This window comes from Kribbella lupini, assembly GCF_039529595.1.
In the GTDB taxonomy this organism is placed as follows: Bacteria; Actinomycetota; Actinomycetes; order Propionibacteriales; family Kribbellaceae; genus Kribbella; species Kribbella lupini.
This window is the reverse complement of record NZ_BAAANC010000001.1, coordinates 2097420-2120087: the sequence shown is the minus strand read 5'-3', so window position 1 is coordinate 2120087 and position 22668 is coordinate 2097420. Positions and strand designations below refer to the sequence as shown.

18 protein-coding genes are annotated in these 22668 nt (G+C 71.1%); 7 read left to right on the top strand and 11 right to left on the bottom strand.

What is annotated here, in order from left to right:
• Positions 1-83 precede the first annotated feature (83 nt).
• Genes ABD235_RS09710 through ABD235_RS09700 form a run of 3 tightly spaced genes read left to right on the top strand, consistent with a single transcriptional unit; the run spans position 84 to position 3161 of the window.
• Positions 84-1574 (top strand): SDR family oxidoreductase, encoded by a 1491-nt coding sequence (locus ABD235_RS09710; RefSeq protein WP_344172204.1) that lies wholly within the window; start codon positions 84-86, stop codon positions 1572-1574.
• A 21-nt stretch (positions 1575-1595) separates the two neighbouring features.
• On the top strand, positions 1596-2393 hold the full coding sequence (locus ABD235_RS09705; protein ID WP_344172202.1) for a GNAT family N-acetyltransferase: 798 nt from the start codon (positions 1596-1598) through the stop codon (positions 2391-2393).
• A 24-nt stretch (positions 2394-2417) separates the two neighbouring features.
• On the top strand, positions 2418-3161 hold the full coding sequence (locus ABD235_RS09700; RefSeq protein WP_344172200.1) for an SDR family oxidoreductase: 744 nt from the start codon (positions 2418-2420) through the stop codon (positions 3159-3161).
• Here ABD235_RS09700 and ABD235_RS09695 read toward each other — a convergent pair.
• Positions 3158-4726 carry an adenylate/guanylate cyclase domain-containing protein gene (locus ABD235_RS09695; protein ID WP_344172198.1) on the bottom strand — a complete coding sequence of 523 codons (1569 nt, stop codon included), beginning with the start codon at positions 4724-4726 and terminating at the stop codon, positions 3158-3160. The genes ABD235_RS09700 and ABD235_RS09695 overlap by 4 nt on opposite strands.
• 183 nt (positions 4727-4909) lie before the next feature.
• Between ABD235_RS09695 and ABD235_RS09690 the strand changes: the two genes are divergently transcribed.
• Genes ABD235_RS09690 through ABD235_RS09680 form a run of 3 tightly spaced genes read left to right on the top strand, consistent with a single transcriptional unit; the run spans position 4910 to position 8584 of the window.
• The gene (locus ABD235_RS09690) at positions 4910-6688 is read left to right on the top strand and encodes a M1 family metallopeptidase (protein WP_344172196.1); all 1779 of its coding nucleotides are present in this window, start codon (positions 4910-4912) and stop codon (positions 6686-6688) included.
• 11 nt (positions 6689-6699) lie between these two features.
• Positions 6700-7920, top strand: a complete 1221-nt coding sequence (locus ABD235_RS09685) for a sensor histidine kinase (protein WP_344172194.1) — start codon at positions 6700-6702, stop codon at positions 7918-7920.
• A 10-nt stretch (positions 7921-7930) separates the two neighbouring features.
• Positions 7931-8584, top strand: coding sequence for a response regulator (locus tag ABD235_RS09680; protein WP_344172192.1), 654 nt, complete (start codon positions 7931-7933; stop codon positions 8582-8584).
• Positions 8585-8594: 10 nt separating this feature from the next.
• Here the strand turns inward: ABD235_RS09680 and ABD235_RS09675 are convergent, their stop codons facing one another.
• On the bottom strand, positions 8595-9455 hold the full coding sequence (locus ABD235_RS09675; RefSeq protein ID WP_344172190.1) for a GNAT family N-acetyltransferase: 861 nt from the start codon (positions 9453-9455) through the stop codon (positions 8595-8597).
• Positions 9456-9574: 119 nt separating this feature from the next.
• Here ABD235_RS09675 and ABD235_RS09670 point away from each other — a divergent pair, with 119 nt between their 5' ends.
• Positions 9575-10240, top strand: a complete 666-nt coding sequence (locus ABD235_RS09670) for a GntR family transcriptional regulator (protein WP_344172188.1) — start codon at positions 9575-9577, stop codon at positions 10238-10240.
• On the opposite strand, the gene ABD235_RS09665 is transcribed toward ABD235_RS09670, so the two are convergent.
• The 9 genes from ABD235_RS09665 to ABD235_RS09625 all read right to left on the bottom strand — a co-directional run bounded on the left by ABD235_RS09665 (position 10237) and on the right by ABD235_RS09625 (position 22636).
• Positions 10237-12009, bottom strand: coding sequence for a gamma-glutamyltransferase family protein (locus ABD235_RS09665; RefSeq protein WP_344172186.1), 1773 nt, complete (start codon positions 12007-12009; stop codon positions 10237-10239). The genes ABD235_RS09670 and ABD235_RS09665 overlap by 4 nt on opposite strands.
• Positions 12006-12998, bottom strand: a complete 993-nt coding sequence (locus ABD235_RS09660; RefSeq protein ID WP_344172183.1) for an ABC transporter ATP-binding protein — start codon at positions 12996-12998, stop codon at positions 12006-12008. The genes ABD235_RS09665 and ABD235_RS09660 overlap by 4 nt, the downstream gene beginning before the upstream one ends.
• Complete coding sequence (locus tag ABD235_RS09655; RefSeq protein ID WP_344172181.1) at positions 12995-14017, bottom strand: ABC transporter ATP-binding protein; 1023 nt, start codon at positions 14015-14017, stop codon at positions 12995-12997. The genes ABD235_RS09660 and ABD235_RS09655 overlap by 4 nt, the downstream gene beginning before the upstream one ends.
• Positions 14014-14898: an ABC transporter permease gene (locus ABD235_RS09650; protein ID WP_344172179.1), complete on the bottom strand. Its 885-nt coding sequence runs from the start codon at positions 14896-14898 to the stop codon at positions 14014-14016. The genes ABD235_RS09655 and ABD235_RS09650 overlap by 4 nt, the downstream gene beginning before the upstream one ends.
• Positions 14898-15851, bottom strand: a complete 954-nt coding sequence (locus ABD235_RS09645; protein WP_344172177.1) for an ABC transporter permease — start codon at positions 15849-15851, stop codon at positions 14898-14900. Before ABD235_RS09645 ends, ABD235_RS09650 begins: the two co-directional genes overlap by 1 nt.
• 9 nt (positions 15852-15860) lie before the next feature.
• A complete protein-coding gene (locus ABD235_RS09640; protein ID WP_344172175.1) occupies positions 15861-17534 on the bottom strand; it encodes an ABC transporter substrate-binding protein in 1674 nt (557 codons plus the stop codon).
• A 171-nt stretch (positions 17535-17705) separates the two neighbouring features.
• Positions 17706-18257: a GNAT family N-acetyltransferase gene (locus ABD235_RS09635; protein ID WP_344172173.1), complete on the bottom strand. Its 552-nt coding sequence runs from the start codon at positions 18255-18257 to the stop codon at positions 17706-17708.
• Between the two features lie 94 nt (positions 18258-18351).
• Positions 18352-19674: an SWIM zinc finger family protein gene (locus ABD235_RS09630; RefSeq protein WP_344172171.1), complete on the bottom strand. Its 1323-nt coding sequence runs from the start codon at positions 19672-19674 to the stop codon at positions 18352-18354.
• A 97-nt stretch (positions 19675-19771) separates the two neighbouring features.
• Positions 19772-22636 carry a DEAD/DEAH box helicase gene (locus ABD235_RS09625; RefSeq protein WP_344172169.1) on the bottom strand — a complete coding sequence of 955 codons (2865 nt, stop codon included), beginning with the start codon at positions 22634-22636 and terminating at the stop codon, positions 19772-19774.
• Between the last annotated feature and the right edge of the window lie 32 nt (positions 22637-22668).

Below are 22668 nucleotides of genomic sequence, written 5' to 3'. Positions count from 1 at the left end.
CGACAATAGGCAGCCGCACGACTGCCTGTCAATGGCGCACAACTTCGGCATAACCTCTTCGCGAACAGGGCACTCGACAGGATGTGAGCACAGCGAAGCCCGACGGTCAGAAGCTCGTCCTCGTCACCGGCGTGACCGGCTACATCGGTGGGCGGCTGGTCCCCGAGCTGCTCAAGGCCGGCCACCGCGTCCGCGCGATGGCCCGGAATCCGCGGCGGCTGGAGGGACGGGACTGGTACGACGACGTCGAGGTCGTCGAGGCCGATGCGGGCGAGCAGCACGAGGTCGAGGCGGCGCTCGAGGGCGTCGACGTCGCGTACTACCTGATCCACGCGCTCGGGACCGGGAAGAAGTTCGAGGCGCGGGACCGGCACTCGGCGCGGACCTTCGGGGCGGCGGCTCGGAAGGCCGGCGTCGGCCGGATCGTGTACCTCGGCGGGCTCTACCCGGAGGGGGAGGAGCTTTCGCCGCACCTCGGGTCGCGTCGCGAGGTCGGCGAGATCCTGCTGGCGTCCGGCGTACCGACGACGGTGCTGCGCGCGGCGGTGATTCTCGGGTCGGGGTCGGCGTCGTTCGAGATGCTGAGGTACCTGACCGACCGGCTGCCGGTAATGGTGACGCCGCGCTGGCTCGGGACGCGGATCCAGCCGATCGCCGTACGGGACGTGCTGCACTACCTGGTCGGCAGCGCGTCGATGCCCGCTGAGGTGAACCGCGGGTTCGACATCGGTGGACCGGACGTGCTGACGTACCGCGACATGATGCAGCGGTACGCCGACGTCGCGCACCTCAAGCGCCGCCGGATCGTCACGCTGCCGCTGCTCACCCCGTCGCTCTCGAGCCATTGGGTCGGGCTCGTGACGCCCGTACCGAACAGCATCGCGCGGCCGTTGGTCGACAGCTTGATCCACGAGGTGGTCCGCAAGGAGCACGACATCGCGCAGTACGTGCCGGATCCGGCGCCGGGGTTGGTCGGGTTCGACCGCGCTGTCGAGCTTGCGCTGCAGCGGATCCAGGATCTCGACGTCACGACGAGCTGGGCCTCGGCGGCGACGCCCGGGGTGCCGAGCGATCCGCTGCCGAGCGATCCGGACTGGGCCGGCGGTTCGCTGTACGTCGACGAGCGGGAGAGCGTGATCTCCGCGTCGCCTGAGCAGCTCTGGGCGGTGATCGAAGGCATCGGCGGCGGCAACGGCTGGTACTCCTGGCGCCTCGGCTGGTGGGCCCGCGGCCTGCTCGACCGTGTCTTCGGCGGTCCGGGCCTGCGCCGCGGTCGCCGCAACCCGAAGGACCTGACTGTCGGCGACCCGCTCGACTGGTGGCGCGTCGAGGACCTCGACGAACCGAAGCTGCTCCGCCTGCGCGCCGAGATGCGTCTGCCCGGCCTGGCCTGGCTCGAGCTGATCGTCGACGAGGACGCCGAGGGCCGAACCGTCTTCCGCCAGCGGGCGCTCTTCCATCCTCGCGGCCTGCCGGGCCAGCTCTACTGGTGGGCGATCAAACCCTTCCACGGCATCGTCTTCGGCGGCATGCAACGCAACATCGCCCACGCCGCCGAACAACAAAGGCCTTGACGGCCGCACGACGATAGAGGCGTGGAGATCACGAGCCTCGGCTACCGGACCGATCTGTTGCTGCTCGCTCTCGGGGGAAGTGAGGTGAGCGACGCCGGATCGCACGTGGTGGTGCGGACGCCGGCGAACCCGACGTTCTGGTGGGGGAACTTCCTGCTGCTGCCGTCGGCCGTCGGCGCGGGCGAGGTCGACGGGTGGCTGGAGATCTTCCGGCAGACCTTCCCGGACGCCAAGCACGTTGCCTTCGGCATCGATTCGGTGGACGGGGCAGCGGGCGACGCGGGCGAGTTGGCGGCGGCGGGGCTCGAGGTCGAGCGGAGCACGGTGATGTCGGCGCGGAGCGTGGTGCCGCCGGCGCGGCCGAACACGACGTCGGCGTACCGGTTCCTGAGCAGCGACGACGACTGGGAACAGTTGGTCGGGCTCACCTTGGCCTCCAACCCGATGGACATGGAGGGCTACGAGGACTTCGTACGGCGGCGCGAGGCCGCGCACCGGGCGGTGGTCGAGGCAGGGCACGGGCAGTGGTTCGGGGCGTTCGACGGGGACCGCTTGCAGGCTTCGCTGGGATTGCTGACGGACGGGTCGGGAGTCGCTCGGTTCCAGGACGTGCAGACGCATCCGGACGATCGCGGGCAGGGGATCGCGTCGACGCTGGTGCACACGGCCTCGACGTACGGGTTCGACGAGCTGAAGGCGGAGACGCTGGTGATGGTCGCCGACCCGGAGTACCTGGCGATCCGCATCTACCGGGCGCTCGGGTTCGACGGGACCGAGACGCAGGTGCAGCTCACCAAGCCACCGAAGGCCGCCGAGTGAGTACGGCGTGAAAAGCTGGGCCGCATGACGAGTCTGCGCGGGGTCGCGCTGGTGACAGGTGGGAGTCGCGGGATCGGTGCGGCGGCGGCGATCGCGCTCGCGGGCGACGGCTGGGACGTCGGGATCAGCTACCGGACGCGCGCGGACGAGGCGGCGCGCGTGGTCGCCGCGTGCGAGGCGCTCGGTCGGCGGGCCGTCGCGGTGCAGGCCGATGTGGCCGAGTCCGCGGAGATCGAGCGACTCTTCGACGAGGTGACGCGCGAGCTCGGGGCGATCGGGGCCGTGGTCAACAACGCGGGGATCGTGTCGCCCGCCGGGCGGGTCGACGAGTACGACGTGCAGCGGCTGGAGCAGGTGTTCCGGATCAACGCGATCGGGGCGTTCCTGGTCGCCGGCGCCGCCGTACGGCGGATGTCGACCGCGCGGGGTGGTGCCGGCGGGGTGATCGTCAACGTGTCGTCGCGCGGCGCCGTACTGGGGTCGGCCGGCGAGTACGTCGACTACGCGGCCAGCAAGGCCGCCGTGGACGCGATGACGATCGGGCTCGCGAACGAGGTCGCCAAGGAAGGCATCCGGGTGCTCGGGATCCGCCCCGGGCTGATCGAGACCGAGATCCACGCCGAGGGGCGGCTGGAGCGGATCGGGTCGACGCCGCCGCTCGGGCGGCCGGGCACGGCCGAGGAGGTCGCGGAGCTGATCGTGTTCCTCGCCTCCGACCGTGCGTCGTACATGACCGGCTCGATGGTCGACGTGGCCGGCGGGCGTTAGTCCAACCGCTCGGGGTGCGCCAAACGCGTCGAGGTCGGCCGCCCCCGGACGGTGACCTCATCGCCGGGATGCCACACAGCGGACTCGGAAGGCGCCGCTTCCTCGACCGCGGCCATCGACGCCAGCACGTGGTGGTCGGTCTGCTTGGCCAGATCGCTCAGTCGCGCTGCCTCGTTCACCGGATCGCCGATCACCGTGTACTCGTACCGCCGTACGTCACCAACCGTCCCGGCGACCACGGTCCCGGCCGTGATCCCGATCCCAGCCGTTGCCTCAGGCAACTCTTCGCCGAGCCGGCGGGCCAGCGCCCGACCGGCCTGGAGAGCGCTCCCTGCCGCGTCCGGCAGCTCCGTCGGCGCACCGAACACCGCCAGCACCGCATCGCCCGCGAACTTGTTCACGAACCCGTCGTGACGATCCACCTCGTCGACGACGATCGCGAAGAACCGGTTGAGCAGCTGCACCACCTCGGCCGGCGGACGTCCCGCGGCGAGCTCGGTCGAGCCGACCAGATCCACGAACAGGACGGCGGCGAACCGTTCCTCGCCGCCGAGCGAGTCACTCGTCAGGGCCTCCCGGACGACGTCCGGCCCGACGTACCGGCCGAACAGGTCGCGGATCCGCTCACGCTCCCGCAGCCCCGCGGCCATCTGGTTGAAGCCGGACTGCAGCGAGCCGAGCTCGGTGCCGTCGAAGACCGGGATCCGGACGTTCAGCTCGCCGTCGCCGATCACCGAGAGCGCGTTCCGCACCGATCGCACCGGGGCGACCACGGACCTTGCCGAGAGCAACGTCAGCAACCAGCCGCAGACCAGGACGATCGAGCCGAGCACCAGGATGATCACCGACAACCGCGTCGCCGACACGTCCTTCTCGATCAGCGCGATCACGGCGGTGAGCATCAGCCCGAGCACCGGTACGGCGGAGCCGGCCGCCCAGAAGAACACCGTGCGCGCCTTGAGCCCCGCCGCCAGCAGGCGCCGCGGCGGCGCGCCGTCGGCCAGCGCGCGGGCGGCGATCGGACGCAGGGCGAACTCGGTCAGCAGGTACGACGCCGCGCAGGTGACGATCCCGCCGTCGAACGTCGTCACCAGCACGCGAAGCATGCTCTCCGGCTCGAGCGCGAGCGTCAGCAGCGTGAAGAACACGGTCGCGAGCAGCCAGAGGAAGACCTCGATCATGGTCAGCCGCAACGGAAGCTGCAGCGTCGCGATCTGCTCCTTGCGGGTCGCCGGACGGTCCTCCAGGACCCAGTTCGTGACGCGCAGCGCGAACCGGGTGCTCCAGACCGCGCCGACCAGCAGCGCCATCACGAAGTACGCCGGGAACGCGATCCACCGGACCAGGCTCAGCTGGTCGCCGACCGGCGGGCCGGGCAGGACCCAGACGGCGAGCGTGAAGACGACCAGGGCGCCGATCACGTTGGTGCCGATGGAGAAGAAGGTCAGCAGCACCTGCACGCGGAGCCGCAGAACCCGGGGGCTCTGGTCGACCGGCCCCAGCAGCCACGAGCCGAACGGCCTGCGCTGCAGCACCACTTCCGGGCTGCTGCTCTCCGCCATCATGCCTACAGTCTGCAAGCTCTCGGTGCCGTACAGGCACACCACCCCGGGAGTTGGGCAACTTGGCACGGTGCTGCCCCTGGCTCTAATCGGCCGCGTCATCGGCGTGTCGGCTGGGTAGTGTCCTGCGAACGACGCCTGCGAACGACCGCGGCGCATGACCCCCTGAATGCCCGGGAGCCCCCTGTGACCCACGACCGCCACTCCTACGCCGAGCCGGCTCTGGTGCGTACCACCCACCTGGACCTGGAGCTGGACCTCGACTTCACCCACAAGGTGCTGGTCGGGACCGCTACGCACACGCTGGCCTGGAGTGGGCCCGGCGACCGGCTGATCCTGGACACCCGCGACCTGACCGTCCTGGAGGTCGAGGGCTCGACCGGTGACGGCTGGGAGCCGCTGGAGCACAACCTGGCCTTCCCGGACGACGAGCTGGGTTCCGCACTCACCATCCGCACCGCCGGGCACGCGCAGGTGCGCGTGAGCTACCGGACCGCGCCGACGGCGACCGGCCTCCAGTGGCTGGAGCCGGAGATGACCGCGGGCGGCGTACTGCCGTTCATGTTCAGCCAGTCGCAGGCGATCCACGCGCGCAGCTGGGTCCCGGTGCAGGACACCCCGGGCGTCCGCTTCAGCTACGCCGCGCACGTGACGGCCCCGCCCGAGCTGATGGTGCTGATGAGTGCCGACAACGGCACCAGGTCCCGCCGTACCGGCTCGTACGACGTGGTGATGCCGGAGCCGATTCCGTCGTACCTGCTGGCGATCGCGGCCGGTGACCTGGTGTTCGAACCGATCGGCGAGCGGTCCGGTGTCTGGGCGGAGCCGGAGATGGCCAAGCGGGCCGCCACCGAGTTCGGCGACACCGAGGAGATGATGCGGGTCACCGAGGCGCTGTTCGGCCCGTACCGCTGGGGCCGGTACGATGTCCTGGTGCTCCCGCCGTCGTTCCCGTACGGCGGGATGGAGAACCCGCGGATGACGTTCGCGACGCCGACCGTGGTGATCGGCGACAAGTCCCTGGTCAGCGTGATCGCCCACGAGCTGGCGCACAGCTGGTCGGGCAACCTGGTCACCCAGGACAGCTGGGACGACATCTGGCTCAACGAGGGCTTCACGTCGTACGTCGAGAACCGGATCGTCGAGGCGGTCTACGGCACGGAGCTGGCGGTCATGGAGACCGCGATCAAGCAGCACTCGACGGTGCTGAAGCTGGATCCGCTGAGCCCGGCCGAGCTGGCGGTGGAGCTGCCGGGGCTGAACCACGGCACGGAGTACCACGGCACGACGTCGCTCGGCCCGCTGAAGGGCTGCTGGTTCCTGTCCTGGCTGGAGGAGCGGTTCGGGCGCGAGGTGTTCGACCCGTTCCTGCGCGGCTACTTCGACCGGTTCGCCTTCCGCAGCATCAACTCCCAGGACTTCGTGGCGCACCTGCAGGAGCACCTGTTGACGCCGCGGCCCGGTGTGGTGACGGCGGACGAGGTGGCGGCGTGGCTGGACGAGCCGGGCATCCCGCAGTTCGCCGCACGGGCGCGGTCGGACCGGTTCGAGGTCGTGGACCGGCTGCGGGACAACTGGTTGAGCACCGGTGAGCTGCCGACCGGTGGCAAGACCTGGACGACGCAGGAGTGGCTGCGCTTCCTGGACGCCGCGCCGGACGTGGTGAGCGCCGAGAAGCTGCAGGAGCTCGACCGCGAGTTCGGCCTGACCGGTACGGCGAACGGCGAGATCGCCCGCCGCTGGTACTCGATCGTTGCCGCCAGCGCCTACACCCCGGCGTACGACGAGCTGGCGACGTTCCTGACCCGGGTGGGCCGGATGAAGCTGGTGCTGCCGGTCTACCGGGCGCTGAGCGGGTCGGAGGCCGGCCGGGAGTTCGCGGCACGGGTGTTCGCCACCGCTCAGCCCGGCTACCACCCGATCACCACCGCCGCGGTCCAGAAGATCCTGGGCGCGGCCAGCTAACGTCTGGGGGTATGTCGACGGAGCTCGATCGCCCAGGAGTCGTGGCGGCGCTGATCAGGCCTGGTTCGCGCGCCGCGCCGGGGCAAGGCCGCCGGACGCCGCGGGACTGGGTGGTCGACACGCTGTTCGTGCTGCTGGCCGCCGGTGGGAGTCTGCTGCCGACCGCGCCGGGTCCCGGCCCGAAGCTGCCGCTGCCTCCGGACGGGGTGGATTTCGCACTCGGGCTGGTGGCCGCCGCCACGCTGCTGCTGCGACGCCGGTGGCCGGTCGAGCTGGTGGTCGTGCTGACGCTGCTGTCGGTGTTCTTTCCGGCGGTCGGCACGTCGAGTGCGCTGGCGCTCTTCAGCGTCGCCGTGCACCGGCGGCCGGCGGTGAGCCTGTCGGTGCTGGTCCTGGCCATCCTGTCGGCTGCGCTGCAGTTCTGGCTGTACCCGATCAAGATCGACATTCCGTACGGCTACCAGTTCACCGTGGGGTTCGTCGCGCTGACCTGCCTGGCGACGGTCGCCTGGGGCATCGTCGTCCGGACCAGGCGACAGCTGATGCTGTCGTTGGAGGAACGGGCACGGCGGGCCGAGTCGGAGCAGGAGATGCGGGTCGAGCAGGGGCGGCAGCGCGAGCGGGAGCGGATCGCCCGGGAGATGCACGACGCGCTCGGGCACCGGTTGTCGCTGCTGAGCGTGCACGCCGGGGCGCTGGAGTTCAGGCCGGACATGCCGGCTGACGAGCTGGCGGTGACGGCCGGCGTGATCCGGGCGACGGCGCGGGAGTCCATGGACGACCTGCGGGAGATCGTCGGCGTACTGCGTGGGCCCGGCCTGAGCGATCCGGGCGGGCAGCGGCCGCAGCCGGGGATCGGGGAGATCGCCGAGCTGGTGGAGGAGTCGGTGGCCGCGGGGATGCAGGTGAGGTTCGAGCCGCTTGCCGGCGAGGTAGTCGGGCTGCCGGCGTCTACTGGGCGGCACGGGTACCGGATCGTGCAGGAGGGGCTGACCAACGCGCGCAAGCATGCGCCGGGGTCGTTGGTGCACGTGGAGCTGAGCGGTGGGCCGGGGGAGGGGCTGACGATCGAGGTCCGGAACCGGCTGGCGCCTGGGGTGTCGGCGCCGGGGTCGCAGGTCGGCCTGGTGGGGTTGGCTGAGCGGGCCACGCTGGCCGGCGGGCGGTTGGAGTACGGCGTACGGGCTGGTGAGTTCCAGCTGACTGCCTGGCTGCCCTGGCCGACCGCCTAGGCTGTGCGGCATGGCTGTTCGGGTGGTGCTGGTCGACGACGATCCGTTGGTGCGGGCCGGGCTGAAGAGCATGCTCGGCGGTGCGGCCGAGCTGGAGATCATCGGCGACGCGGCCGACGGGCGGGCGGCGATCGCCGCGGTCGACGAGCTGCGGCCGGACGTCGTACTGATGGACATCACGATGCCGGTGATGGACGGCCTGACCGCGACCGAGGCCGTACGACGGTTGCCGGAGGCACCCGAGGTGGTGATCCTGACGACGTTCGGTTCCGAGCAGCACCTGCTGCAGGCGCTGCGCGCCGGCGCGGCCGGTTTCCTGCTGAAGGACTCGGCGCCCCGCGAGATCGTCGACGCGGTCGTCCGGGTCGCCGAGGGCGATCCGATCCTGTCCGGCGGCGTCACCCGGCACCTGATGAACTACGTCGCCGGCGACGACGGCGGCCCCCGCCGCGAACAGGCCGTCGCCGCCCTGGCCAAGCTCACCGACCGCGAGCGCGACGTCGCCGCGGCAGTTGCCGAAGGCAAGAGCAACGCCGAGATCGCCACCGCCCTCGACCTCGGCATCGCCACGGTCAAGACCCACCTCACCCGCATCCTCACCAAACTCGACCTCAACAACCGGGTCCAGATAGCCCTCCTGGCCCACGACGCCGATCTGGCCTAGCTCTAGTGAGCTAGTTGAGCAGCAGGTGGTAGCGGTGGACCTGGTGGGTTTCCTGGTAGCCGAGGGACTGGTTGGTGCGGCGCATGGGCTGGTTGGTGGCGGCGGTGTCGGTGAGGAGGCCCGCCAGGTCAGGGTGGCGTTGGGTGGTTCGACGGATCTGCTCGGTTTTGAGCCAGCGGGAGAGGCCACGGCCGCGATGAGTGGGGACTACGACGGTGCCGTAGTGCTGGGCGTCGCCCTGGCCGTTGCCTGGGACGACGAGCTCGGTGTAGGCGACGACCTCGCCGGTTGACTCCTCCAGGGCGGCCACCGTCTCCAGGAGGTCGCCGCGCTGGGCGACGACCTCGGCGACCTGGCGGCTGCGGGCCACGTCCCACACCTCCTCGCCGTACGCGATGTCGCCGAGCGGGGCGTCGCTCATCGCGGCGCGCGCGACAGTGAACGACTCGATCAGCTCGTCGGGCGGTACGCCGACCCAGGAGGTCAGCCGGTAGCCGGCGACCGGCTCGGCCGTCGGCTTGGCGTCTGCGAGTGCCAGGCGCGTGTAGACGAGTCGCATGCCGACGGTGAAGTCCCGGGCGGCGAGGAACGCGTCGCCGGCCGAGCCGACGGTCGCATCGGCCAGGACTGTGGTCGCACCGTTCTCGGCAGCGGCCTCCAGCGCCGCGTCGAGCAGGAGCGAGCCGATGCCCTGACGGCGGTCAGCCGGGTGCACGCTGAGCTCCAGCTCGGCCAAGTGCTCCTGGCTCGGCTTGCTGTGCAGCCGCAGGTACGCCGAACCGACAGGGTGGTCGCCGGACGCCAGCCACGCCAGCCGGCGGCTGAACGGCCGGTAGTCGGGGTCGGTCAACGGCGTGATCGTGATGGACAAGCCGTCAACGTATCCAGCCGCACCACCAGGCGGCAACCAGGTTCTGTGCCCCGCGGTCCGGTACGGTGCTGGCGGATCGTGCCACGTGTCGGCGCGGCCTACCGAGAGGGGAGTCCGGGGTGGACCAGCAGTACGGGGGCGGGCCGGTGCGCACGATCGGTGCGGACCACATCGCGCTCAGGGAGCAGGTGCTGAGCGAGCTGCGGCGCCGGATCGTCGACGGCGACTACGCCCAGGGCGAGCGGCTGACCGAGAACCGCCTGGCCGACGACTTCGGGGTCTCGCGCAACCCGGTCCGCGAGGCGCTGCGGGTGGTGGAGAGCGAGGGGTTCGTGGAGATCCTCCCGCGCCGCGGTGCGGTCGTCGCGACGCTGGACGACACGGCGATCCGCGATCTGTTCGCCGTACGGAAGCAGCTGGAGACGCTGGCCGCCGGGCTCGCTGCCGAGCGGGCCACCGAGGACGACGTCGCCAGGCTGCGGGCGCTGCTGGCCGAGGCCAATGCGGCGACCGATGCGGAGGACTTCGCCCGGGTCGCCGAGCTGAACAGCGCGCTGCACGTCGCGGTGATCGACATCAGCGGCAACCGCTGGCTGGCGTCGCTGTCGTCGGCCATGTACCACCACGTGCACTGGGTGTTCCGGGTCGGCGCGGCACAGCGCGCACCGCACTCGTGGGAGGAACACATCCGCCTGGTCGATGCCATCGCGGCAGGCGACGCCGAAGCCGCGGTGGCCGCTGCCAGTGCGCACATCGACGCAGCAGCCGCCGCAGCTCTGAGCTAACGACCGACTGCGTACCCCTGCATCCCGCGGGGGTTCGCGGCGGCCGACAGGACGCCACCGGGCTCACGCCCGACCGCACACAGCCGGCCAAGGCTCCAAGCGTCCGACTCCGTGACGACATGGCCCCGGCGTACCAGCTCGTCGCGGACCGCCGTGCCCAAGCGAGTCTCCAGCACCAAACCACCCGGCTCGGTCGCCCGCGGGTAGAACGACGACGGGAAGCCGGTCGTGTGCCACGCCGGTGCGTCAATCGCCTCCTGCAGGTCCTGGCCACCAGCCAGGGTCCGCAGCAGGAACAGCAGCTGCCACTGGTCCTGCTGGTCTCCACCGGGCGACCCACAAGCCATCACCGGTACGCCGTCCCGCAGTACAAGCGTCGGCGTCAGCGTCGTGCGCGGCCGCTTGCCGGGGGCCAGCGACGACGGCAGCCCTTCCTCCAGCCAGAACATCTGCGCGCGGCTCCCCAGCGGGAAACCGAGCGACGGGATCACCGGCGACGACTGCAGCCAGCCACCACTGGGCGTGGCGGAGATGACGTTGCCCCACCGGTCGGTGACGTCGACGTGGCAGGTGTCGCCCCGCGTCACGCCGTCGCGGGCCACGGTCGGCTCGCCGACCGTGGCGTCGACAGCAGCGCCGGTCGTCGTCACCGAAGGCAGCCGCGGCTTCCGTCCGTCGGGCTGACCGGGCCGCAGCTCCAGCGAGGCCTCCGGGCCGACCAGCGCCGCCCGTGCTGCGGCGTACGCGGGGGAGAGCATCGTCTTCAGCGGTACGTCGGCGCCGTCGCCGTACCAGGCCTCGCGGTCGGCGTACGCCAGCTTCATCACCTCGACCGTCGTGTGGACGGCCTCCGCGCTGGTCAGGTCGAGGTCGCTGGGGTCACCGAGCTCAGCCAGTACGGCGAGCGACTGCAGCAGCGCAGGCCCCTGGCCCCATGGGCCCGTCTTGGCGACGGTGTGCCCGTGCCAGTCCAGCGTCGCCGCGTCCTCCCAGGTCGCGGTGAAGGCCGCCATGTCCGCGCCGGTGATCAGGCCTGCGTGGTCCTCGCCGCTGGAGTCGCGGTGCGGCAGCTTCGAGAACGCGTCGACGGCCTCGGCGACGAAGCCCTCACGCCAGGCCAGCCGAGCGCCCTCGATCTGCGCGGCCAGGTCGGACCCGGCCTGCTCGCCCGCAACGACCAGTCGCTCCAGCGTGTTGGCGTACGCCGGGTTCTTGATCAGCTCGTTCGGCGCCGGCGGACGGCCGTTCTGCAGCCAGACCGCGGCCGAGGTGGGCCAGTGCTCGGTGAACAGCTGCCGCACGGTCTCGACCGTGTCACCGACTCGTGCGACGACCGGGTGCCCGTTGCGGGCGTAGTCGATCGCCGGCTCGAGCACAGTCCGCAGCGGCAGCGTGCCGTGGTCCCTCAGCAGCAGCAGCCACGCGTCGGCCGCACCCGGGACTGTCGCCGCCAGCGGACCCGACCCGGGGACCAGGTCGAGCCCGAGCGAGCGGTAGTGCTCGATGGTCGCGCCGGCCGGCGCAACGCCCTGACCGGCGAGCACCCTGGGCGTCGGGTCCTGAGCGGTCGCAACGATCGCCGGGACCTCACCACCCGGGCCGTTGAGGTGCGGCTCGACCACGTGCAGCACGAACCCGGCGCACGCGGCCGCGTCGAACGCGTTCCCGCCGAGCTCCAGCATCCGCATCGCCGACTGCGACGCCAGCCAGTGCGTGGACGAGACCATCCCGAACGTGCCGCGCAACGTGGGCCGGGTGGTGAAGGTCATCGGGCAGCTCCTGTGTCAGTGGTGTCTTGCGTACGCCGTACGTCCGGGCCGGTGCCGTCGTCGTTGACCAGGTGGCACGCGACCCGGTGTCCACCCTCGCCGATCACCCGGGACTCCGGGACGACTGTCCGGCATTTGTCCACCGCCACCGGGCAGCGGGTGTGGAACCGGCAACCGTCCGGTGGGTCGATCGGTGAGGGCAGGTCGTCGCCGAGCAGCACCGGCACCCGGGCCCGCTGGGTCGTCGGGTCGGGCACCGGTGCAGCAGACAGCAGCGCCTGCGTGTACGGATGAGCCGGTACGCCGAAGATGCGCTCCCGCGGGCCCTGCTCGACCAGCTGACCCAGGTACATCACCGCAACCTCGTCAGCCAGGTACTCGACGGCGGACAGGTCGTGGGTGATGAACAGGCAGGCGAACCCGAGGTCCCGCTGCAGGTCCGCCAGCAGGTTGAGCACCGACGCCTGGACGGAGACGTCCAGGGCGCTGGTGGGCTCGTCGGCGACCAGCAGACTCGGCTTGGAGATGAGTGCGCGGGCGATGCTGACCCGCTGCCGCTGACCGCCGGACAGTTCGTGCGGTGAGCGGTGTGCGACCTCCGGCCGCAGCCCGACCCGGCGCAGCGAGTCAGCGACCTGTCCGGCGGTGTCACGCTGTCGCATGAGCCGGAGTGGTTCGCTGACGATGTCGCCGACCGACAACCGCGGGTCCAGCGAGCCGGCGGGGTCCTGGAACACGATGGACACGTCGCGGCGGTGCTTGCGCAGCTGGCGGCGGTTGAGGTGAGTGATGTCGGCATCGGCCAGGCGGACCGTGCCGCCGGTCGGTTCGAGCAGCCGGACGATGCAGCGGCCGACGGTGGACTTGCCGGAGCCACTCTCGCCGACCAGGGCGACGACCGTGCCCTTGCGGATCTGCAGTGAGACCCCGTCGACGGCTCTGACCGGGCCGAAGTGCATGACCAGGTCTTCGATCTCCAAGGCGTTCATCGGGCCTCCACCGGCTCACGGACCGGGTTCCAGCACGCCACCTGGTGAGCACCCGCGGTCAGGAGCGGCTGCTCCGTCGTACAGGTGTCCAGTGCGCGGGGGCAGCGGTCGGCGAACGTGCAGGCGTCGGGCTGCTCCGCGAGGACCGGCACCAGGCCGGGGATCTCGTTGAGGCGGTCGCTGCCCGCGTGACGTCCGGCCGACGGCGATGCTCCGAGCAGCCCGGCGGTGTAGGGGTGAGTGGGGTGGGCGAACAGGTCGTGCACCTCGGCGGTCTCGACCACGCGACCGGCGTACATGACAGCGACGCGGTCGGCGAGGTCGGCGACTACGCCGAGGTCGTGCGTGATCAGGACGATGCTCGTGCCGAGGCGCTCCCGCAGACCACGCAGTACGTCGAGGATTCCGGCCTGGATCGTGACGTCGAGCGCGGTGGTCGGCTCGTCGGCGATCAGCACCTTCGGGTCGCACGCGACGGCCATCGCGATCATCACGCGTTGCCGCATCCCGCCGGACAGTTGGTGCGGGTAGTCGTCGACGCGACGGTCGGCCGACGGGATGCCGACCAGCTTGAGCAGCTCGACGGCGCGTTTGCGGGCGGCCGAGCGGGACAGCCCGTTGTGGACGCCGAGGACCTCGCCGATCTGCCGGCCGACGGTGAAGACCGGGTTCAGCGAGGTCATCGGTTCCTGGAAGATGTACGCGATCTCGCGGCCGCGGATCGAGCGGAGGGTCCGCTGGTCGGCGCCGATCAGCTCGACGCCGTCGAGCTGGACCGAGCCGTCGACGGACGCCGAGCGCGGAAGCAGACCGGCCAGGCTCATCGCGGTCACGCTCTTGCCGCACCCGGACTCGCCGACGACGGCCAGCACCTCGCCGTCGGCGACCTCGAAGTCCACCTTGTCGACGGCGGAGATGCGCCCGTCCTCGGTGCGGAAGCTGACCGAGAGGTCCCGCACCCGCAGTACCGGACCGGCGCCGGTCGTCCGGGTCGTTGCCTCAGGCATCGGCGTGCTCATCGGCGGCTCGCTTTCGGGTCGAGGGCGTCGCGCAGGCTGTCGCCGACGATGTTGAACGCGAGCACCAGCAGCATGATCGCCAGCCCCGGCATCACCGCGGCCCACGGCGCCCGGGTCGCGAACTGCTGCGCGTCGGACAGCATCGTGCCGAGGCTCGGCGCGGGCGGCTGGATGCCGAGCCCGAGGAACGACAGCACCGCTTCGCCGAGGATCGCGGCGGGGATCGCGACCGTGGCCTGCACGATCACGACCGACGCGGCGTTCGGCAGGATGTGCCGGCCGAGCACCCACAGATCACCGGCGCCTTCGACGATCGCGGCCGCGACGAAGTCGAGCGACTTCAGCCGCAACGTCTCCGACCGGACGATCCGGATCACGCCCGGAATCTGCGCGATCCCGATCGCGATCGCCGCATTGCCCAGGCTCGCCCCGCGGATCGCGGCCAGGCCCACCGCGAGGATCAGGAACGGGAACGCCAGCACCAGATCGGTGAACCGCGAGATCAGGGCGTCGACGGCCCGGAAGTACCCGGCCATCAACCCGAGCGGTACGCCGATCACCAGCGACGTCGCGACCGCGAGCAGCCCGACGTGCAGCGACGCGCGCAGCCCGAACATGATGCGGGCCAGCACGTCCCGGCCCAGGTCGTCGGTGCCGAGCAGGTAGCCCGGCGTACCGGGTGGGCCGAAGGCGTCGCTCAGGTTGGTGTCGGTCGGGTCGTGCGGCGCGAGCCACGGCGCGAACACCGCGACCACGACCGCGATCAGCAGCACGACCAGGCCGGCGATCGCGAGCGGGTTGCGCAGGATCCGCTTGACCACCTTGCGGCGGCGCGACGACAGCGGCGGACCGGCGGTGACGGTGACATCGGCAACGGCCATCAGGCTTCACCCCTCACACGGATCCGCGGATCGATCACCGAGTAGAGCAGGTCGACCAGCAGGTTGATCACGATGTACGCCGTGGCGGTGACCAGCACGACGGCCTGGATCACCGGGTAGTCGCGCTGGAAGACCGAGTCGACGGTCAGCTTGCCGAAACCGGGCAGCGCGAAGATCCGCTCGGTCACGACCGCGCCGGAGATCAGCGCGCCGAGCTGCAGCCCGACGATCGTCACGACGACGATCAGGCTGTTGCGCAGCGCGTGCCGGCCGATCACCGCGCTGGGCCGCAGCCCCTTGGCCTCCGCGGTCCGGATGTAGTCCGCGGAGAGCGCGTCCAGCATCGACGACCGGGTCTGGCGCATGATCACCGCCGCCAGGCCGGTCCCGAGGATGAACGCCGGCAGCACCAGGTGGTGGAGGTTGGCAACCGGGTTGCTGAAGAAGGGCACGAAGCCCGACGCCGGGAACAGCCCCATCGCCACCGACAGGTAGAGGATCGCCATCAGGCCGAGCCAGAAGTTCGGTACCGACAGGCCGAGCAGCGCGAGCGCGTTCGCGGCCCACTCGGCCGGGCGGCCGCGCTGGACGGCAGCGACCACGCCGGCGCCGATGCCGATCACGCCGGCGATCACGATCGCCAGGAACGACAGCTCGAGGGTGACCGGGAGAGCGCTGCGGAGCATGCCGGTCACGCTCTCCCCGGTCCTGATCGACGTCCCGAGATCACCGCGCGCGGCGTGGCTGACGAACTGCCAGAACTGCACCAGCAGCGAGTCGTCCAGGCCGTACTGCTCGCGGATCGCCCGCAGGGACTCCGGGTCGCGGTCCTCCCCGGCCAGCGCCAGCGCCGGGTCGCCGGGCAGCGCCCGGACCCCGAGGAAGACCACGATCGTTGCCAGGAGCAAGGTCACCGCCGACTGCCAGAGCCGGCCGAGCAGGTAGCGACGCATCGTCGCCGCCTACTTCGCGAAGCCGGCGAAGGCGGTCCGGATCACCCCGTCCGGGTAGGTCTGGACGCCGAGCACCTTCTTGCTGACGCCGGTCAGGTTGCGCTGGCGGTACAGGTAGATCAGCGGGTCGTCCTGCTGCAGCTTGGCCACCACGTCGCCGTACAGCTTGATCCGGGTGGCCTGGTCCTTGGCCTGCCGGGCGTCGGTGAGCAGCTTGTCCACCTCCGGGTTGTTGTAGCCGGCAACGTTCTGGCTGCCGCCGGTGCCGACGAAGTTGAAGATGTTCGCGTCCGGGTCGACGCGGCCCGACCAGCCGAGCTGCAGCAGCTCGAAGTCACCGCGGTCCTGCTGGTCCAGCAGCGACGCGTACTCGACCGGCTTGATCACCAGGTCGAACCCACCGTCCTTGACCATCGCCTGCAGGGCCTGCGCCAGGCGCAGCGAGTCCGGGTTGTTCGACGTGATCATCTCGACCTTGTACGGCGTGGTGACGCCGGCCTGGCTGAGCAGTTCCTTGGCCTTGGCCGGCTCGTGCGCCGGGCAGGTCTGGGCCGCTTCGCTGGAGAACTCGCTCTTCGGCGAGATCGGCGAGCAGGCGACGGTGTTCAGCCCGTTGAAGATCGTCTTCACCAGCGCCTCGCGGTCGATCGAGGCCTCCAGCGCCTGCCGGACCCGCGGGTCCTTGGCGATCGGCGTGTCCAGCTGCTTGACCGGCTTGCCGATGCCCTCGGCGTTGCCGATGTTGACGGTCAGGCCCTGGTAACCCAGCGACTGCGACTGCAGGACCGTCACGCTGCTGTCCTTCTGCAGCTCGGGCGCGTCCTGGGTCGACAGCGAGTCGGCGATCTGCGCGTCACCCGAGCGCAGGTTGGCCGAGCGGATGCTGGAGTCGGTGATGATCCGGTACTCGATCGCGTCCAGGTGCACCTTGGCGGCGTCGTAGTACAGCGGGTCCTTGACCACCTTGATCGAGTTCTGCGCGACCCGGCTGGCGAACTTGAACGGGCCGACGCAGACCGGCGCGGTGGAGAAGTTCGCGCCCAGCTTGGAGACCGCGGCCGGGCTCAGCACCATCCCGGCGCGGTCGGCCAGGGCGGCGGTCAGCGGCGCGAACGGTTTCGACAGCTTGATCACGACGGTCTTCGGGTCCGGCGTCTCGATGCCGCTGATCGGGCCGAGCTCGCTCTTGCGGCCGGACCCGGCCAGCGTCAGGCCGCGCTCGATCGAGCCCTTCACGGCCGCCGAGTCCAGCGTCCCGCCGTCGGCGAACTTCACGCCTTCGCGCAGCGGGATGGTCAGGCTCAGCCCGTCGGCCGCGACGGTCGGCAGCGCGGTGGCCAGCTGCGGCACGATCTTGGCGTCCGGGCCGAGGTCGTACAGCTTCTCGCACATGGTGTGGAAGACGTAGCGCGAGTACAGGCTGCGCGACAGCGTCGGGTCGAGCTTGTCGGGGTCGGCGGACAGCGCGACCGTGAGCGTTCCGCCGGCCTTGACCTGGGCGGCGTCCGCGGCGTCGCCGAAGACGTCCTGGCTCGAGCTGGTCTGGTCACCGCCGCCCGGCTCGTCGTTGGACTGGACCGGTGAGCAGGCGGTGGCCGCCAGGACCAGCGCGAGCAGGGCGGCCGGGGGAGCGGCTCTCCGCCAGCTGGAGCGGTTCAGTGGTGACGGAGATCGACGGAACATTTCGTCCTCCAGGGGGTCAGGGGCTCCCTCGACTGTTTCATGTATACAAGGCAGGCGCGCAAGGGGTTTGGCGAGTTTGCTGCCACCTTTTTCCGAACGGCGCCGGTGCGGAGTGAAGGATTACCCGCGCCGTCGCGCCTGCTCCCGGAGGGGAACAGGCGCGACGACCGCTCAGGCGTCCCAGGCAGACGGGTAGTGGATCGTTCCGCGGGGGAGCGGGCGGTCGGGGTTCAGCGCGAGGGCCATCTGAGCTGGGCCGTCGTGCTCGCCGTGGATGCCGAACGCGGTCGACTCGCGGAAGCCGAACCGCGGGTAGTACTCGGGATGTCCCAGGAGGACGACCGCGTGCTCACCGGCGCTCCGGGCAGCGCCCAGGGCGGCGCGGATCGTCGCGCTGCCCGCGCCGGCCCGCTGGTACGCCGGCAGCACGGCGACCGGTCCGAGCACGAGCGCCGGGGTGTCGTCGATGTGGCAACGACTCAGCAGCGCGTGGGCGACGACCTCGTCGTCCGGCCCGCCGGCCGCGAGCCCGACGCCGGAGAAGGCCCCGGGCGTGTCCTGCGTCGCGACGTACGAGAGTGCCGGTAGCCAGGCGGTCGCGTCGGCCCGGAGGCGGATGACGAGGTCGGGCTCGTAGCGACGGCCGAACGCGTGGAAGTTGACGGCGTCGATCGCCGCGGGGTCAGCGCCGGTTTCGGCGCGGGTGGTCCAGGTGATGGACAACGGAGAAGCCTTTCGACCAGAAGGAGTTGGACAGGGACAAGCGCGGCGCGGTCATCACCATCAACTCCTCTCTCCGTGGTCGTGGCTCGTCACGCTACTGCTGGTGCGCCCCTTCCGTCGTCTGATTTACCGCGTACGCCGCCGCCGGGTCCCGGTCGGCCGGTCCGGCCGGCAGCCAGTCGTCGCCGATCAGTTGGTACGGATGCCAGCGCCCGACGCGGTCGAGGCGCAGTTGCACGGCCGAAGCCGTCAGCCAGTTGCCGGAGATCTCCAGCTCAACCGGCTCGTCCGCCGCCGCCTGCACCTCGGTCCGCGCCCGCACAAGCTCACCGCCCTCCGGAGCCCAGACGTTGGTGAGCACATCGAGGCCCGGCGCGCCGCCGTACTCCCAAGCCCGGACGCCGACCGCGAGCCGCTCGGTCCCGCCGAGCCGCTCGCGCAGCTCCGGGTACTCGGCTGCCAGCCGCACCGAGTCCTGCCACTCGTCCAGGACCCAGGGCTCGGAAGCCCCAGCCAGCAAGGCGTTCAGAAGCCCCCGAGCCCGCCGAGCCGCATCCAGCACGAGCAAGGGCAGGAGAACGGGAGCAGAGTCCGCACGCCCACCCCGGCCCGCTGTCGCGGCTGCGCCGGAGCGCTCCGCCCTACCCCCCACTTCCGCTGCCCGAGACGGCGCAGCCGTCTCGGGCAGCGGGGAGGTGCCGGTGATCGGCAAGTCCTCGATCGCCACCTTGCCGGGCAATGCCGGGTCCGTCGGCAGTGCGCCGACATGCGCCGCGAACGCAGCGGCCGCCTCGACGCCGAGGTTCAGGGCGGGAGCGGCGGCCGCAGGCTCGCCTTCGGCGTCGCGGCCTCCGGTGGTTGCTCGTCGTTGCAGTTCGTCGAGCAGGTCCTCACGCGATCTCCCGCGCAGGAGCAGCAGGACGAAGGGATCGTCGTCCAGCAGCCAGGCCACCTGATAGGACAGCCCGGCAGCGTGCTGGCAGGGCAGTTCCCAGGCGTCGCAGGTGCAAGATGGGTCGAGATCCCCGATGCCCGGCAGCAGTTGGACTCCGGCGTCCTCCGCCGCGCTCACCAGGTCGTGCGGCATCTCACCGTCAAGCAACGCCGCGATGTGACCGGCCCGTGAACCGACCTCGTCCAAGAACCGGCTCCAGTCGTCCTCGGACAGCTGCTCGACCAGAACCACCGATTCGTACCGGTCCTCGGGCGCCTCGACGACGGCCGCGATCCTCCCTGGGCTGACGGTGATCGTCCCCACCTGCCCCGAGTTCGCGAAGCGACGGCCCTTCTTCAGTTGGCCGTTGTCCAGCGACGTGTCCTCCATCGCCTGCACCCACGCCCGCGCCCACCACGAGCGCCCGCGCGTACTCCGCCCGCGCTGCGCCGGGAACGGTGCAAACCCCTTCGCCGCGCTCATCGCACCCCACCCCGCACGCGCTCGACGCCGACCGCCGGCAGTACTTGCACCCCAGCGTCGTCAGCCGCGCTCACAAGGCTGACCACCAGTTCGGCGCTCATCGGGCCCCACCTCGCAGCTCGACCAGGTCGGCCAGTTCGGCGTCGGACAGTTCGGTCAACGCCGCCTCGCCCGCGGTCAGTACGGCGTCCGCCAGTGCCCGCTTGCTTGACAGCATCGCCGCGATCCGGTCCTCGATGGTGCCTTCGGCAATCAATCGGTGCACCTGCACCGGCCTCGTCTGACCGATCCGGTACGCCCGGTCGGTGGCCTGGTCCTCGACCGCCGGGTTCCACCACCGGTCGAAGTGCACGACATGATCCGCGCGCGTCAGGTTGAGCCCGGTCCCCGCGGCCTTCAGCGACAGCAGGAACACCGGCACCTCACCCGCCTGGAACCGCTCGACCATCTCCTCGCGCTTCCGCACCGGCGTACCGCCGTGCAGCAGCTGGGTCCCGACGCCGCGATCCGCGAGGTGCTGCTCCAGCAGGCGCGCCATCGCGACGTACTGGGTGAAGATCAGCACCGCGCCGTCCTCGGCGAGGATCGTGCCGAGCAGTTCATCGAGCAGTTCGAGCTTGCCCGATCGCCCGGCGAGCTTCGCGCCGGCGGGTTCCTTCAGGTACTGCACCGGGTGGTTGCAGATCTGCTTCAACCCGGTCAGCAGCTTCACGATCAGGCCGCGCCGGACCATTGCACTGCTGGAGCGGACCTCCTCCATCAGCTCGCGAACCGTTGCCTCGTACAACACCGCCTGCTCGCGGGTCAGCGAGACGGTCTGGTCGGTCTCGGTCTTCGGCGGCAGCTCGGGCGCGATTCCCGGGTCGGACTTCTTGCGCCGGAGCAGGAACGGCCGGACCAGCGTCGCCAGCCGGTCCGCGATCTCCTGGTCCTTGTCGGCCTCGATCGGCGTCGCCCAGCGGCTGCGGAACGTCGCCAGCCGCCCGAGCAGGCCCGGCGTCGTCCAGTCGAGGATCGCCCAGAGCTCGGACAGGTTGTTCTCGACCGGCGTGCCGGTGAGGGCGACGCGCGCCATCGCCGGGACCGTGCGCAGCGCCTTCGCCGTACCGGACGAGGGGTTCTTCACGTGCTGCGCTTCGTCCGCGACCAGCAGTCCCCAGCGATGCCCGGCGAGCTTCTTCGCGTCGCGCCGCAGCGTCCCGTACGTCGTGAGCACGAACCCGGTGTCGGCCTCGTCGAGCGACCGGCTGGTCCCGTGGAAGCGGCGGACCGGCGTACCGGGGGCGAACTTGTTGACCTCGCGCTCCCAGTTCCCGAGCAGGGACGCCGGGCAGACGACCAGCGTCGGACCGGCGGTCTCGTCGGAGGTCTGGCGGTGCAGGTGCAGGGAGATGAGCGTGATCGTCTTGCCCAGACCCATGTCGTCGGCGAGGCAGCCGCCAAGGCCGAGCGAGGTCATCCGGGCCAGCCATTGCAGGCCGCGCAGCTGGTAGTCGCGCAGGGTCGCCTGGAGTGCGGCGGGGGCTTCGAGTGGTTCGTCGGAACGGTCGGGGTCGGCGATCCGGGCGCGCAGGTCGTCGAGCCATTTGGTCGGCGTGACGGGGACGTGCTTGCCGTCGATCTCGGCGGTGCCGGTGAGCGCGGCGCTGAGCGCGTCGATCGGCGTGACCGGCTTGAGGATCCGCTCGCGCGCCTTCCGGGCCACCTCGGGGTCGACCAGCATCCACTGGTCGCGCAACCGGACCACCGGGCGGGTCGCCTCGGCCAGCCGGTCCATCTCCTCAGTACTCAGCGGGTCATTGCCGAGAGCAACCTGCCAGCTGAAGTCGAGCGTGCTGTCCCCGCCGAAGAAGCTCGGGAGGTCGGACGGGGGAGTGTCCGGGGTGGTCGTGATCGCGGCGCGGGCGGTGAGCGCGCGGCCGAGGCTGCGCGGCCAGTGCAGATCGATCCCGGCTGCCGCGAGTCGCTGAGCGCCGGTCGCCAGCAGGCCGGCGATCTCCTCGTCGGACAGCTCCATCTGGTCCGGTACGGCGGCGTCGAGCAACTGCTGCAGGGGATTCCAGACCCGGGCGGCACGCCGGATCGCCAGCGTCGCGTCGATCCGGGCCCGCGGGCCGAACCCCGGTACGTCGCCCGCCCACACGTCGGCGGCATCCCGGACCAGCGTCGGGTCCTGCAGGCTGTGCAGCTGCACGTTGGCGCGAAACCCGAGCTGGTCGCTTTCACTCGCACGGCCGCCGCCCAGCTGGTCGCCCTCGACCAGGTCGATCCGCAACGAGATCCGGACGCCGGTGTCGAGCCCCGCGGACACCTCGTCCGCCCACGACCGCAACCGCTCCGCCCGCTGCGGCGCCTTCGCCGTGAACAGGTCGGTCCCGTGCGCCTTCGCCGCCGCAGCCGACCGAGGCATCCCATCGGCCACGGCATCGAGAAAGGCCCGCACGAGATCCTCGGCGACCGGCAAGCGCAAGTCGCCGTCCCGCCCAGCCACCTCGGCGGTGCCATCCGAACCGGGGCGATCTCGGGTGAGCGGGACAGACCTGGCTTCCGGCGGCATCGCCTCGGCGAGCTGCAGCACTCGCTCGACATCCGGCTGGTCGTACGGACCGACACGCCAAGCGTCGTGCCCCGCAGGGGAGACCCCGGGGAGCAGACGTCCCCGCGCGACCAGCTGCAGCGCCACGAGCGAGACCGCACCCCAGAAGCTCACCGACGGGTGCGCGCCCGCGGTCTTCCGCCCGCGCCCGAGCACGGCGACGGCCTCGCTCACCGGCAGCTCGACCGCGCGAACCGTCCGCGCCTCGACCGCGCGGCGTCCCTCCTGGTGCAGCTCGCCCTCGAGCGGTGTGACGACCTGCAGGTCGACGTGCTCGCCGATGCCGAGCGGCAACGGGTCCGCGTCCGGGGACCAGAACGCGACGGTCCCCAGACGTGGTGGATCGGCCGGCCGGAACACCGCCACCAGACGAGCAATCTCCGCCGAAACGCCAACCG